The organism is Streptomyces capitiformicae, from assembly GCF_002214185.1.
In the GTDB taxonomy this organism is placed as follows: domain Bacteria; phylum Actinomycetota; class Actinomycetes; order Streptomycetales; family Streptomycetaceae; genus Streptomyces; species Streptomyces capitiformicae.
Genome location: NZ_CP022161.1, coordinates 10,804,726 through 10,818,800, shown reverse-complemented (window position 1 = coordinate 10,818,800; position 14,075 = coordinate 10,804,726). Strand labels below are relative to the sequence as shown.

The window sequence follows — 14,075 nt, the reverse complement described above, 5'->3', positions numbered from 1 at the left end:
TGAGTGTCGCAGCTCGCCGCAGCTGCATCCCCCAGGTCGAGCGAAGTGGGGACCCAATCGGTGGCACCCAGGTGCAGCACCGGATGGTTTACGTACACATCCACGCCCGCGATTTGCAACGTACCGTCTCCGCTCGCTCCGGCAGTAGCCCTGCCACAAGCGTGCCAGATGGAACGGTCAGCCACGGTCAACGATGAAGTTTGAGGGAGACTGCCAAAGCTGCAACAACGCGCCTTCAACGCAGGCCAGAGCCCCGTCGGCAGCAAACCCATCCGCGATTCCCAAGCTGAGGGCTCGGCCACACGGCGCCTGAGTCCATAGAGTCACCACGGAGGAGGGGAGATGCCTTCCCTAGCGATCACATGGATGTTGGGCAGTCACGGCTGGGCGAGTATCAAGGTGGCTGATGAGCATGGTGAGGCAGAGGCCATTGCTTCCTACATCACTGACGCGCCCGAGGAGTTCCTTTACGCCGTTGCCCGGCTCGTCCTCGGTGACGAGGACACACGCGCCGAGTTGGAGGGAGAGCCACAGACGTACCAGTGGTTCTTTCACAGAGACGGATCTGTGGTCGATGTCCGCCTGGTCCTGGCCGACGACGCCCAAGCTCCGGACAGCTCAGGGGTAGTTCTCTGGTCAGGCCGCCACACCGTCACGGCACTCGCGCGGTCCGTCGTCCGTGCCTTCGACCGGATCGACTACGAGCAGGGCGAAGAAGCCTACGAGTCTCAATGGGGCCGGCCGTTTCCTCGAACCGAACTCGAAGCTCTGCGAACCGCAATGCGGTCACACAAGAGAGCCACATCAGCCAACGGCACCGCCTCCGAGGCGGGCCGATGAGCGGGAGTCTGGGCCGTCTCTGGGCCGTCCGAGGCCGCCCACCAGTGGCCAAGGGCGACCAACAACGACCACCAGGCGCACGAGCCCACCGCCCCTGACCAGCGAAAACCCAGCTCACCAAGATCCCCGGCAAGACCCAGGGCAAGAAGAAGTAGTGCACGGAGCGGTTGAAGTCTGTCGTTTGGATCAGACCGTGGGACGGCGGCGAGCGCGGAGCCAGTGGACACCCTTCACGGCGTAGACGGCGGCCATGAGCGCGACGCCAGCGAAAGCGAGCCAGAACCAGGATTCCGCCACTGCGAGGCTCAGCAGCAAGCCGCCGAAGAGCAGTAGGGAGCTGGCGACGTCCAGCAGGTCAAGGCGCGCCTTGAAACGCACCGACGAGTCGGATCCGCGCAGTCGGCGGATGACGGGAACGAGGCCGAGGGCCTGCAAGACGGTCAGACCGAGAGCGATCCAGAGGAACCAGCCGGGTATGTCCACGGCGCGCACTGTATCGCGCCCCCGGGACCCTTGAGTGTCTACCGGTAACTGCGTGCAACACAGACGAACAACGGCGGACAAGCGCGGACGTCTGCGGGCCATCAGAGCAGGTAGGAACCACAGCAGCTCAAGACTCCGCCCCACCCCAGTTGCTTCGGGACGAGGAAGTCTGTCAGTCGGCTGCCTTCGGCAGGCGGGTCGGGCACAGGAATGGCCCCTCGATGATCAGTCGAGTGGCCATCGTGTTGCCTCGCAGGTCAGAGCGCTTCCCTGTTCACCTTGGAGGCCTCCCCCGACTTATGTACTGGAGGCAAGACACTCCACGGGAAATTGATCCACTCATCGGTCCGCTTCCACACGTACTCGCACTTCACGAGAGAGTGGGACTTCTCATAGATCACGGCGGACCGAACCTCGGCGACGGTCTCAGTACAGAAGTCGTGAACGAGCTTGAGCGTCTTGCCCGTGTCGGCGACGTCGTCCGCGATCAGCACCTTCTTGCGGGAGAAGTCGATGACATTCGGGACAGGGGCGAGCATGACGGGCATTTCAAGCGTCGTACCCACACCCGTATAAAACTCGACGTTGACCAGATGCAGATTCTTGCAATCAAGGGCGTAAGCGAGCCCACCCGCGACGAACACGCCCCCACGCGCGATGGACAGGATGATGTCCGGTTCGTACCCGTCATCGGCGATGGCCTGCGCGAGCTCGCGCACGGCGACGCCGAACGCGTCGTACGTGAGGTTCTCTCGGACCCGGGACATGCTCACACCTGCGTCCGGTGGAAGTTGCGGAAGGACCGGGAGGCGGTCGGTCCCCGCTGCCCCTGGTACCGCGATCCGTACCGCTCACTGCCGTAGGGGAACTCGGCCGGCGAAGTCAGCCGGAACATGCACAGCTGCCCGATCTTCATACCGGGCCACAGCTTGATCGGCAGCGTCGCGAGATTCGACAGTTCGAGCGTCACATGCCCGGAGAAACCGGGATCGATGAACCCGGCGGTGGAATGGGTAACGAGTCCGAGCCGCCCCAGCGAGCTCTTCCCCTCAAGCCGCGACGCAAGATCATCGGGAAGCGTGATGACCTCATACGTACTGGCGAGGACGAACTCCCCGGGATGAAGAATGAACGGCTCGTCGCCCTCCGGCTCCACGAGCCGCGTGAGATCCGCCTGCTCGATGGACGGATCGATGTGGGGATACCGGTGATTCTCGAAAACACGGAAGAACCGGTCGAGACGCACATCAATACTCGACGGCTGCACCATGGATGGGTCGTACGGTTCGATACGCACCCGACCGGCGTCGATCTCGGCCCGGATGTCCTTGTCTGAGAGAAGCACGTCCCGAGGATACGCAAGACGCGCGGACCCCCCACAATCGGGCGGACCGCGCGTCCGACGAACTCCTACCGTTCCTCCTCGGCTACCGCTTCTCCAAGGCCACCGGCACGACGCTGCGCAGCCGCGCGCAGCGAGGGCAGCGCATGAGCCGACCAGGGCCGAGGCGCTCGGCCTGCTGCATCGGGAACGAAGCGGTGCTGAACACGTGCCCATCGGCACAGCGGACGACGGTGCGCTCCATCAAGTCCAAGAGTCCCTTCCCCAAGAGCCGCGTCTGGCTGTCGAACTGACGTCGACCTGACGACGAAAGCCACATTACGGGATGAAAGGGACGGCCCTCCAGGCGGCACTCCGAGTCCCTCGAAGGCCCACCCAGACCCTCTTCCACCCCTCCACCGTACGCCCCAACTCCCGCCCCCCGCAGCCCCATCCCCACCCCTGAAACGAACCCGAGCCCCACGCTTCCAGCACGCGGGGCCCGACATGAGGTAAAGTAACGACGCGTTCCGACACCGGCACCAACCGGCGTCTTACGCGGGTGTAGTTTAATGGTAGAACATCAGCTTCCCAAGCTGAGAGCGCGAGTTCGATTCTCGTCACCCGCTCCATGATGAAACCCCAGGTCAGCGGCCTGGGGTTTGTTTGTTGTCTAGACCAATTTGGAGGCTCCGCGCCCTTCGCGTGCCCTAAGTGGAGGTCAGGCGACCCTCTCACACCCCTTTAGCGGCAGTTCGGCCACCGCGACGCCCAGTCGTCTCGAATCCTGAGATCGTTTTTCGGTGACCCGGGTCACAGTGTGCGCAAATGGCGCACAAGTCGCTCCAGCAAACCGGCAGTTGTCGAGGGTTGAGCACGCTGCCCCTTGGTCGTTCCGCTCCGACCTTACGAGCCTGACCGAGACAGCGGGCGTCCCAGCCGATGGCAGAGTGTGCGGATGCTTCCTCCGCCTGGGGCTAGCGACATCGCGATGTCTGCGCCCGATGCTTTCGACGTACCGGTATTCGTCAGACGCAGCTCCCCCTTGAAACCCGCGAAAGGTCCCTCGCGCACAGAGGTGGAGATGGCCCGGCAGTCCTGGCCGGCATCGAGCAGCGTCCCTCCCGACGGGGACTATCTCGTCACCACGACCTGGCGAGCCCTGCTCGACGCCACCACCACAGTCGGCCGCGACATCACTCCTTGGGTCGCCTCCGTACCCCGACTGGCCCGTCGCGAGATCATGGCACGGCGGTATCCGTTGTCGGCGTACCTCGTGCGCGACAGCGTGCAGACAGATCAAGGGCCACAGCCGGGACGGAAGATCATCCCCAGCGCCGTCTACTCCCACGGAACGGAAAGCTCGACCCGTACGGCGTTCGGCTATCACATTGGTATGACGATGGCCGAATGGGCCTGCCGCACACTCATGGGGCTCGGCCCTACGACGCATGCTGAAAGCGCAGCACCGCCCGGAGCCACTCCGGGTTGGGAGAAGAGCAGCAGCCTGCCCGACCTGTTCGGCACACATCCGGCAGATTCCGAAGTCTGGTTGGTCGAGGCGAAGGGAGGTCGCTGGCTACGAACGCCCTCCCGTCTGAAAGGGGCGAAACAGTTGGACGTGGGTACCCTGCTCCCCGCGCCACACCACAAAGTGCTGTGCGGCACAAGCCTTGAACAACGCCTCTTCATGGTGATCGACGTGGAGAGCGAGGACCATGGTGCCGACAACAGCGGAGCCGGTACTGACGACCAGGCTCAGGACAGCGACGAGATGCTGTTGGGACTCGCGCGTGCCCGCATGATGACGTACTTCACCCTGGCGTCGCTGCCGCCGGCCCTACTGCGAGTCACCCCCGTCGGGAGGCCCGAGGCCAGACAGGGTCTGCAGCACTCGGACCCCTTGCGCCTGTTGGAACGCGACTCAGTGTCCCTCCCCTCGTAGCGTGAAGACCGTGACTGCAGGGGAAGTTGGGAGTCATGGCGGAGAAGCGACGGAAGTTTGATCCGGAGTTCCGTCATCATGTCTCCTCTTTGTTGGTGTGTGCCCCGGTCAGCGGACGCTGACCGGGAAATCGGTGTACGCGAGCACGACGACCGGTTTCCACTCGCCGCTGATGGAGCCGATGCTGGCCGACTTCCGCGAGGTCGCCGAGAGCCTGACGTACGCCGAGCCCCGTCTGCCTCTCGTCTCCACGGTGACCGGAGAGGCCGTCGCCGCCGAGTTGACGTCGCCCGAGTACTGGGTGCGACACGTCCATCGGCCGGTACGGTTCGCCGATGCCGTCCTGGCCATGGAGGCGGCCGGTGTCACGCGGTTCGTCGAGCTCGGCCCGGACGGCACGCTCGCCGCTCTCACCCAGGGAGTCCTCCCCCAGCCGGTCGAGGACGACCCGGTGGCGGCAGGAACGCCGTACGTGGTCACGCCGGCCCTGCGCAAGGACCTACCGGAGGCCGAGAGCCTGCTGCGGGCGGTCGGGTCGCTGCACGCGTACGGGCACAGCCCGGACTGGTCCGCGCTCTTCCCCGGTGCGGATCGCCGCGTCGAACTGCCGACCTATGCCTTCCAACGCCGCCGCTACTGGCTGGCGGACGAGGCTTCCGACCCCGACGACGAAGCGGGGACCGACGCGGTCGACTCGGCGTTCTGGTCGGCCGTTCGGAAGGGGGACGTCCAGGAACTCGCCGAGCGGCTGGGGCTGGACCCGGACGTGCTCGCACCCGTGCTGCCCGCCCTGACGTCCTGGCACCACGACAGTGTGCGGCGGGCGACGGCTGAATCCTGGCAGTACGGGGAGACCTGGACGCCGCTGGAGTCGCCGTCGGCCTCCCTGGACGGGGACTGGCTCGTGCCCCACTGCGACGGCGACCCGGATGCCGCCGACACGGCGGCGGTCATGGTCGAGGCCCTGTGCGCCGCGGGGGCGCGGGCGCAGTCGCTGCCGGTGGCGCACGACGCGGATCGCGCCGCGATGGTGCGGGAGTTGACCGAGGCGACCGCTCAACTCGATGGTCACGTACGCCTGTTGTCACTGCTCGCCCTCACCGAGACGCCCCACCCGGCTCATGGCGAGGTGCCGCTGGGGCTGCATCTCAACACCCTGCTGGCGCAGGCGCTCACGGAGGCCGGCAGCGGCGTAAGACTGTGGGCGGTCACGCGGTCGGCCGTGTCCGTCGGCGCCGCCGACCCGCTGACGAACCCGGTGCAGGCCACCACGTGGGGCCTCGGCCGGACCGTGGCCGTGGAGCACCCCGACCTGTGGGCCGGGCTCGTCGACCTCCCCGCCCGGCTGGACCGGCGCGCCCTGACCCGGCTGGCATCCCTTCTCGCCGAACCCGGCGACGCGAACGAACTGGCGGTCCGGGACTCCGGCGTCTTCGCCCGCCGACTGGTCCGTATCACCCGCGCCGCCGATACCCGCCCCGCCGACACCCGCCCCGAACTCCGGCTCGACGGAACGACGTTGATCACTGGTGGCACGGGCGTGGTCGGCGCCCAGGTCGCCCGCCGTCTGGCACGGGAAGGCGCCGCGCATCTGCTGCTCGTCAGCAGGCGCGGCCCCGACGCCACCGGTGCCGGCGAACTCCGTCGCGAACTGGAGGAGTCGGGAGCACAGGTCACCATCGCCGCCTGTGACACCGCCGACCGGGACGCCCTCGACGCCCTGCTCGCCACCGTCCCCGCCGACCGGCCGCTGACCGCCGTACTGCACGTGGCGGGCGTCCTCGACGACGCCCCGCTCGCGGCGATGGACGCCGAGCGCTACGCCACCGTGCTGCGGGCCAAACTCCGGTCGGCGGTCACCTTGGACGAGGCCACTCGGCGACTGGACACGCCGCTCACGGCGTTCGTGCTGTTCTCGTCGATCGCCGGCGCCCTCGGCTCGGCCGGACAGGCCGGATACGCGGCCGGCAACGCCTTCCTCGACGCCCTCGCCCGACAGCGCCGCGCGGCCGGACTCCCGGCCACCTCCGTCGCCTGGGGCCCCTGGGCGGGCGGAGGCATGGCCGACGACCCCGCCGTACTGGCCCGCCTGCGACGCGGCGGCCTGACCCCGATGGAGCCCGAACCCGCCCTGACCGCCCTCGGTCACGTCCTCGCCCACGACGACACCTGGGCGCTGGTCTCCGACCTCGACTGGTCCAGGATCGCCATCGCGCGGCGGGGACTGCCGGGTGCCGCGCTGCTCAGCCGTATCCCGGAGGCCGTACGAGCCATGCGGCGGGCCGGCGCGGACGACGACCCGCAGGCCGCCGGGCACGGTGGTCGCCTCCGCACCCGCCTGGCCCCGCTGGGCGCGGCCGAGCGCCGGCAACTGCTCCTCAAGACGGTGCGCGGCAGCGCGGCCGCAGCGCTCGGTCATCCGACGCCGGAGACCATCCAGCCGACCCGCGCCTTCCAGGACTGCGGCTTCGACTCGCTCACCGCCGTCGAACTGCGCAACCTCCTGGCCGCCGAGACAGGCCTCGCCCTGCCGACGACCCTGGTCTTCGACCATCCGACACCGGTCGCCCTCGCCGACCACCTGCTCCACGAACTCGACGGTTCGGCCGTCGAGACCGTTGAGACCTTTGAGAACGGCCGAACCTCGACCGTGACCGCCGTGACACCGGTCCCGGCTGTGGCGGGCGGCGCGCACGACGATCCCATCGCCATCGTCGCCATGGCCTGCCGCCTCCCCGGCCGGATCAGCTCACCCGAAGAACTCTGGGACCTCGTGGCCGCCGGTGGCGACGCCATCACCTCCTTCCCGGCCGACCGGGGCTGGGACCTCGACGCGCTCCACGACCCCGACTCCCTGCGCCCCGGCACCAGTTACGTCGACCAGGGCGCCTTCCTGTCCGACGCGGACGCCTTCGACGCCGCCTTCTTCGGTATCTCGCCCCGCGAGGCGGTCGCCGTCGACCCGCAGCAGCGGCTGCTCCTCGAGGTCTCCTGGGAGGCCGTCGAGCGCGCGGGCCTCGACCCGCGCGCCCTGCGCGGCAGCCGCACCGGTCTGTTCGTCGGCTGCGGCTACCAGGGCTACGGCGCCGCCCTCTCCGACGTCCCCGACGACGTACGCGGACACCTGCTCACCGGCAGCGCCACCAGCCTCGCCTCCGGGCGGGTCGCCTACGCGCTGGGGCTTGAGGGTCCGGCGGTGACGGTGGACACGGCGTGCTCGTCGTCGCTGGTGGCGCTGCATCTGGCGGTGCAGGCGCTGCGGAACCGTGAGTGCGACCTGGCGCTGGCCGGTGGTGTGACGGTGATGGCCAGTCCCGCCGTGTTCGTGGAGTTCGCGCGGCAGCGGGGTCTCGCTGTCGACGGGCGCTGCAAGGCCTTCGCCGATGCCGCCGACGGCACCGGCTGGGGTGAGGGCGTGGGCATGCTGCTGGTGGAGCGGCTGTCCGACGCCCGGCGCAAGGGTCACCGCGTGCTGGCCGTGGTGCGGGGCAGCGCGGTCAATCAGGACGGCGCTTCGAACGGTCTTACGGCGCCGAACGGCCCGTCGCAGCAGCGAGTGATCAGGGCCGCGCTGGGCGCCGCCGGGCTCACGCCGGCCGACGTGGACGCGGTGGAGGCGCACGGTACGGGGACGACGTTGGGCGATCCGATCGAGGCGCAGGCGCTGCTGGCGACGTATGGGCAGGGCCGGTCGGACGAGCGGCCGTTGTGGCTGGGGTCGGTGAAGTCGAACATCGGTCACACGCAGGCCGCCGCCGGTGTCGCCGGTGTGATGAAAATGGTGCTGGCGATGCGGAACGAGGTGCTGCCGCGGACGCTTCACGTGGATGCGCCGTCGTCCCACGTCGACTGGACCGCCGGTGACGTACGCCTGCTCACCGAGGCGCGCGACTGGGCGAGGCGGGAGGACCGGCCGCGTCGTGCCGGGGTCTCCTCCTTCGGGCTCAGCGGCACCAACGCCCACGTGATCCTTGAGGAACCGTTCCCCGCCGACGCCGCTGAGCCATCGGGGCCGTCGGCCACCTTGCGGCCCCCGTCGCCGGTCGTGCCCTGGCTGGTCTCCGGCCGCAGCGCCGAGGCGCTGCGCGCGCAGGCCGCCAGGACCGCCGAACACCTCGCGGCCCGGCCCGAGTCGGACCCGGTGGAGATCGGACACTCGCTCGCCGTCTCCCGCACCGCGTTCGAACACCGCGCCGTCGTCATCGGCGAGGACCGTGACACTCTGCTCGCCGCGCTCAGGTCCGTGGCTCGTGGTGAGTCCTCCGCGCTCGTATCCACCGTCGGGAGCGTCGAGCTGGAGGGAGGCCTGGCCTTCCTGTTCGCGGGGCAGGGATCGCAACGCGTCGGTATGGGGCGTGAGTTGTACGAAGCGTTCCCGGTCTTCGCGGATGCCTTCGACTCGGTGTGCGCGTACATGGATACCGAACTGTCCCTTCCGCTGCGGGAGATCGTCTTCGGCGACGATGAAACCGCCCTGAACCGGACCGAGTTCACCCAGCCCGCCGTGTTCGCCTTCGAAGTGGCGCTGTTCCGGCTGGTGGAGTCGTGGGGGGTGCGGCCGGACGTACTCGCCGGGCACTCCATCGGCGAGATCACCGCGGCCTACGTCGCCGGTGTCTGGTCACTGGAGGACGCCTGCCGACTGGTCGCCGCCCGTGGCCGGCTGATGCAGGCGCTGCCCCCGGGCGGTGCCATGACCGCCGTGGAGGCGTCCGAGGACGAGGTGCTGCCGCTGCTCGGCGAGCGGGTCGGTATCGGCGCCGTCAACGGGCCGCGGTCCGTCGTCGTCTCCGGTGCCGAGGACGACGTGGTGCGGATCGCCGAGCACTTCTCCGCCCTCGGCCGCCGGGTGAGCAGGCTGCGGGTCAGCCATGCCTTCCACTCACCGCTGATGGAGCCGATGCTGCGGGACTTCCTGCACGTCGCGGAGAGCCTGACCTACCACCGCCCCCAGATCCCGATCGTCTCCGACGTCACCGGCGCCCTCGCCGACCCGGGCGAACTGTGCGCCGCCGGCTACTGGACCGCCCACGTCCGCCAGCCTGTCCGCTTCGCCGACGACGTCCGCCGACTGCGGGAACAGGGCGTCACCCGCTACCTCGAAATCGGCCCCGACGGAACCCTCACCGCACTCGCCCGCGCCTGCCTCGACGACGGTCCGGCTGTTGACGGCCTTGAACCAGTACTGAGTCCCGCTCTGCGCAAGGACCGTCCGGAGATCCCGAGCCTTTACGCAGCCCTGGCCTCACTGCACGTCAGCGGGGTCGACGTCGACTGGGCTCAGGCGTTCGGCGCGGCCCCCGACACGCCGGTGGCGGAGCTGCCTCCGTACGCCTTCCAGCACCAGAGCTTCTGGCTGCGTTCGGGCGGGGCAGCACAGGAGCCGTCGCCGGCCTCCGGCGGCGAGATCGACGCCCGCTTCTGGGAGGCGGTCGAGCGCGAGGACCTGGAGGTCCTGGCCGGGGAGTTGGAGCTGGGGGAGGAGGTCGTGGGCGCGGTACTGCCAGCGTTGTCCGCCTGGCGGCGCAGGAGTGTCGAGCAGGCGCAGGTGGACGCCTTGCGCTACCGCGTCGACTGGCGTCCGGCGGCTGAAATCCCCAACTCGGCGTCCTTGTCCGGGCGTTGGCTGGTGGTTGAGCCGGCTGGCGGTGCGGGTGGTGATGAGTGGGTCGAGTCGGTCGTCGGTGGTCTGGTGGCGCCATCGGACCCAGCAGACCTCCCTTCGAGTCTGTCCCGCCTGCGGCGGGGATGTGTCAAAGCGCCTCGTGGCGCACTGGTTGTCCTTCACGATCGCGATGTAGTCGGCCTTCTTCTCCTCGACGAGGAACTGCGCGTGAGCGTGCTGGGTGTGCAGGGCGTCGAACGTGACGGTGCGGCCGACCAGGTCGAGCGGAGCGAGAAGAGGCTTGAACTCGCTGATCTCACCCTTCTTCCCGGCGACCTGCCGCTGGTTCAGCGTCGCGCCTTCGCCGTGGGTGACGGCTGCCAGCAAATGCACCGCCCTCCTCGCCGCGGTGCGCGATCCGCGCAGGCTCTTGCCGTCGACGGCGATCGCGCACAGTCCTTCATCAGGTGGCGATGAGCCCGGCGGCTGCCGCCTGGTCCCATCCGTACCGCTCGGCGTCGCCGCGCAGCATGCGGGCGAGCGCACCTGCCCGTGCGGCTTTGCAGTGCCGGCGCTGACTTGGCGATTCCGGCGGCGCCTGTACCTTCTGCTGCCCTCTTGTGTTCGATTCATTCGACTCCTAATGTCGTCGTCGCTCCTGCACGTGTGCTGTGAGCTGCGGCGTTGTGTGCGCAAGCGCTTCGATTGGCCGTGTGCCGACCGGGCCCGTCGGCTACCCCGCACGTCCGTGCCGTTCCCCCACCCCGACGGTTCCTTGAAGGCTGGAGAAGTTATGCAGTTGTCACGCCGTGGCGTTCTGATCCTCGGCGCCGCCGGCGCGGCCGTCGCCGGAGGCCTTCCCGCGGGCTCGGCCCGGGCCGCCGGGACAGCCGACGCAGCGGACGCCTCCACGCGCACCGAGCGCCTGTATCTGTCCGGAGAGGACGCCGACCACCCGGTCGACTGGGACTTCCTGTGCACCAGCGGTCGGCGCAGCGGCAGTTGGGGCAGCATCCCGGTTCCGTCCAACTGGGAGTTCCACGGATACGGCACGTACAACTACGGGTGGAACCTGCGCCCGGAGGAGAAAGGCCGCTACCGGCACACCTTCACGCCGCCCGCCCACTGGCGTGACAGACGCGTCTTCCTCGTGTTCGAAGGGGCGATGACCGAGACCGAGGCGTGGATCAACGGCGAGTCGGCCGGGCCCGTCCACCGCGGCGGCTTCTACCGGTTCCGTTACGAGGTGACCGGAAAGCTGCGTCCGGGGCAGGACAACCTCCTGGAGGTGACCGTCAGCAAGGAGTCCACCGACGACTCCGTCAACCGGGCCGAACGCCTGGGGGACTACTGGAACTTCGGCGGCATCTACCGCCCCGTCCACCTTGAGGCGGTCCCGCTCCAGCACATCGAACGCATCGCCGTGGACGCCCGCGCCGACGGCACGCTGCGGATCGACGCCCATCTGTCGGGTACCGGTTCCGCCGACCGTCTCGTCGCCCGGGTCACCGACCTCTCCGGGCGCCCGGTCGGCGCCCCGTTCACCGCGGCCGTCGCTCCCGGCGACACGAAGGTGACCCTGAAAACCGCTGTGGACTCCCCCCGGCAGTGGACGGCGGAGACCCCGCACCTCTACCGCGTCGAGGTCGCGCTCCGCGCCGACGACCGCACCGTCCACCGCGTCGACGAGAGATTCGGCTTCCGCACCGTCGAGGTGCGCCCCGGCGACGGCGTGTACGTCAACGGCGTCAAGATCCTCCTCAAGGGAGCCAACCGGCACACCATCTGGCCCACGTCCGGCCGGGCGACCAGCGCGCGCATCAGCCGCAAGGACATCCTCCTGATGCAGGAGATGAACATGAACGCGGTCCGGATGGCCCACTACCCGCCGGACACGCACTTCCTCGACCTCGCCGACGAACTCGGGTTGTACGTGCTCGACGAACTGGCCGGCTGGCAGAAGTTCTACGACGAGGAGGCGGGCAGGCCCCTCGTCGCCTCGATGGTCACCCGTGATGTCAACCACCCGTCGATCCTGTTCTGGTGCAACGGCAACGAAGGCGGCTGGAACACCGCCCTCGACGCCGACTACGCCCGCCACGACCCCCAGCAGCGCACCGTCCTCCACCCCTGGGCGAACTTCGGCGGCATCAACACCGACCACTACGAGACGTACGACAGCACGCGCCGCATCCTCCAGGAACGCAGCGACGTCTTCATGCCCACCGAGTTCCTCCACGGCCTCTACGACGGCGGCGCCGGCGCGGGCCTCGACGACTACTGGAAGCTGATGGGCCGTGAACGGCTCTCCGCCGGAGGCTTCCTGTGGGCACTGCTCGACGAGGGCATCGTGCGGGACGACCTCGGCGGCGCCATCGATGTGGCGAACAACGCCGCACCCGACGGCATCCTCGGCCCCTTCCGCGAGAAGGAGGCCAGCTTCTACACGATCAAGGACATCTGGTCTCCCGTACAACTCGCCGAGCCCGAGCGGTTCACCTCCGGCCTGCCGGACGACTTCGACGGGCGGATCGGCCTCACCAACCACTACGCCTTCACCAACACCCGTGCCTGCCACTTCACTTGGCGGCTCCTGGACTTCCGCACCCCGTCGCAGCGGCGGGACGGCCACACGGTGCGCGCCGAGGGCACCGCCTCCGCTCCGGACATCGAGCCCGGCGCGCAAGGGGTGCTGCGCCTGCCCCTGCCGTACGGCTGGCGACGCGCCGACGCCCTGGCGCTCACCGTCACCGATGCGGACGGCCGCGAGATCCGCAGCTGGACATGGACCATCACGTCCGCCGCCGACCAGGCCCGACGGCTGGTTCGGACGTGCCCGGGACCAGCCGTACGCGGCTCTCTCTCGGACGACAGGCTCACCCTCGTATCCCGCCACACCACGGTCACGCTCGACGCCACGACGGGCATGCTGGCCGGTGTCACCCACCGAGGGAAGGACTTCGCGCTGTCCCGCGGCCCGCTGCCCACCACCGGCACGGCCGACCTCGCCCGCCTGACGCACGGGCCCGACGGCGACGGTTACACGGTGGAGGCCGAGTACTCCGGCGTGCTGCGCCACGTCCGGTGGCGTCTGCATCCCAGCGGCTGGCTGCAGTTGGACTACCGCTACCACCTCACCGGCGAGCACGACCTCTTCGGCGTCGGCTTCGACCATCCCGAATCGCAGGTGACCGGCGTGACATGGCTCGGTCACGGACCCCACAGGGTGTGGAAGAACCGGCTGCGCGGGGTCGCGACGGACGTCTGGACGAAGGAGTACAACGACACCGCGACCGGTGCCGACGGCTGGGCGTACCCGGAGTTCAAGGGCTACCACGCGGACGTCCGCTGGGCGTCCCTGCACACCACCGCCGGACGTCTCACGGTCGTCTCCGAGGACGAGGACCTCTACCTGCGCCTCTTCACCCCCCGGTTCGGACCCGACCCCCGCCACACCGCGCCGCCCTTCCCGAAGGGAGATCTGTCGTTCCTCGACGCCATCCCGGCGATCGGCACCAAGTTCGACCCGCCGGCCGCGACCGGCCCCAGCGGCGGCCCCACCACGGCGACGGGCGACTACGGCCGAACCCTGTACTTCTCGTTCTCCCGGTAGCGCGTCCACCCAATCACCGACGCCGCACCATGCGGCCGGTCCCCTGCCGACCGGCGCTTCCTACAGGTGCTCGACCGCACCTTCCCGAGGCGTGCGACCGCCCCCACGACCGTGACGGCCAGTGCCGATGTCGTGGGAGGCGGTGATCTCGCCGCCGGCACGGGCAGTTCCTTCCCCCAGGAGGTGACGCAGCGCTGCGCCTGGAACGCCGAGGAGGAGCCCGACGGACTGGTCTTCCTCGGTGAGAGAGAGGTTCCCTTCCGGCACA

At 69.0% G+C, this 14,075-nt stretch carries 6 protein-coding genes, 1 tRNA gene and 2 pseudogenes; 5 read left to right on the top strand and 4 right to left on the bottom strand.

Annotated features, from left to right (window positions below; translation table 11 throughout):
- Positions 1 to 342 precede the first annotated feature (342 nt).
- Complete coding sequence (locus CES90_RS48410) at positions 343 to 840, top strand: hypothetical protein (RefSeq protein WP_189787991.1); 498 nt, start codon at positions 343 to 345, stop codon at positions 838 to 840.
- A gap of 186 nt (positions 841 to 1,026) precedes the next feature.
- Here the strand turns inward: CES90_RS48410 and CES90_RS48405 are convergent, their stop codons facing one another.
- From CES90_RS48405 to dcd, 3 genes are all read right to left on the bottom strand, one after another.
- Positions 1,027 to 1,323, bottom strand: coding sequence for a hypothetical protein (locus CES90_RS48405; RefSeq protein ID WP_189787992.1), 297 nt, complete (start codon positions 1,321 to 1,323; stop codon positions 1,027 to 1,029).
- Between the two features lie 257 nt (positions 1,324 to 1,580).
- Complete coding sequence (locus CES90_RS48400) at positions 1,581 to 2,090, bottom strand: phosphoribosyltransferase (protein WP_189788019.1); 510 nt, start codon at positions 2,088 to 2,090, stop codon at positions 1,581 to 1,583.
- 2 nt (positions 2,091 to 2,092) lie between these two features.
- A complete protein-coding gene (dcd, locus tag CES90_RS48395; protein ID WP_189787993.1) occupies positions 2,093 to 2,668 on the bottom strand; it encodes a dCTP deaminase in 576 nt (191 codons plus the stop codon).
- Between the two features lie 534 nt (positions 2,669 to 3,202).
- On the opposite strand from dcd, the gene CES90_RS48390 reads away from it, so the two are divergent.
- From CES90_RS48390 to CES90_RS48380, 3 genes and pseudogenes are all read left to right on the top strand, one after another.
- Positions 3,203 to 3,276: transfer RNA gene (locus CES90_RS48390), tRNA-Gly, on the top strand.
- Between the two features lie 452 nt (positions 3,277 to 3,728).
- Positions 3,729 to 4,589 (top strand): hypothetical protein, encoded by an 861-nt coding sequence (locus CES90_RS48385; protein ID WP_189787994.1) that lies wholly within the window; start codon positions 3,729 to 3,731, stop codon positions 4,587 to 4,589.
- A 157-nt stretch (positions 4,590 to 4,746) separates the two neighbouring features.
- Positions 4,747 to 10,197, top strand: a pseudogene (locus CES90_RS48380) (SDR family NAD(P)-dependent oxidoreductase); the annotation flags it as partial.
- A 138-nt stretch (positions 10,198 to 10,335) separates the two neighbouring features.
- On the opposite strand, the pseudogene CES90_RS52365 reads toward CES90_RS48380, so the two are convergent.
- Positions 10,336 to 10,827, bottom strand: a pseudogene (locus CES90_RS52365) (ISAs1 family transposase); the annotation flags it as partial.
- A 160-nt stretch (positions 10,828 to 10,987) separates the two neighbouring features.
- Between CES90_RS52365 and CES90_RS48375 the strand changes: the two are divergent.
- Positions 10,988 to 13,807 carry a glycoside hydrolase family 2 TIM barrel-domain containing protein gene (locus CES90_RS48375; RefSeq protein ID WP_229914564.1) on the top strand — a complete coding sequence of 940 codons (2,820 nt, stop codon included), beginning with the start codon at positions 10,988 to 10,990 and terminating at the stop codon, positions 13,805 to 13,807.
- Positions 13,808 to 14,075 lie beyond the last annotated feature (268 nt).

What these genes read in the sequence shown, in the direction of transcription:
- CES90_RS48410 (WP_189787991.1), top strand. Translation starts at nt 343, where the DNA reads ATGCCTTCCCTAGCGATCACATGGATGTTGGGCAGTCACGGCTGGGCG.
- CES90_RS48400 (WP_189788019.1), bottom strand. Translation starts at nt 2,090, where the DNA reads ATGTCCCGGGTCCGAGAGAACCTCACGTACGACGCGTTCGGCGTCGCC.
- CES90_RS48385 (WP_189787994.1), top strand. Translation starts at nt 3,729, where the DNA reads ATGGCCCGGCAGTCCTGGCCGGCATCGAGCAGCGTCCCTCCCGACGGG.
- CES90_RS48375 (WP_229914564.1), top strand. Translation starts at nt 10,988, where the DNA reads ATGCAGTTGTCACGCCGTGGCGTTCTGATCCTCGGCGCCGCCGGCGCG.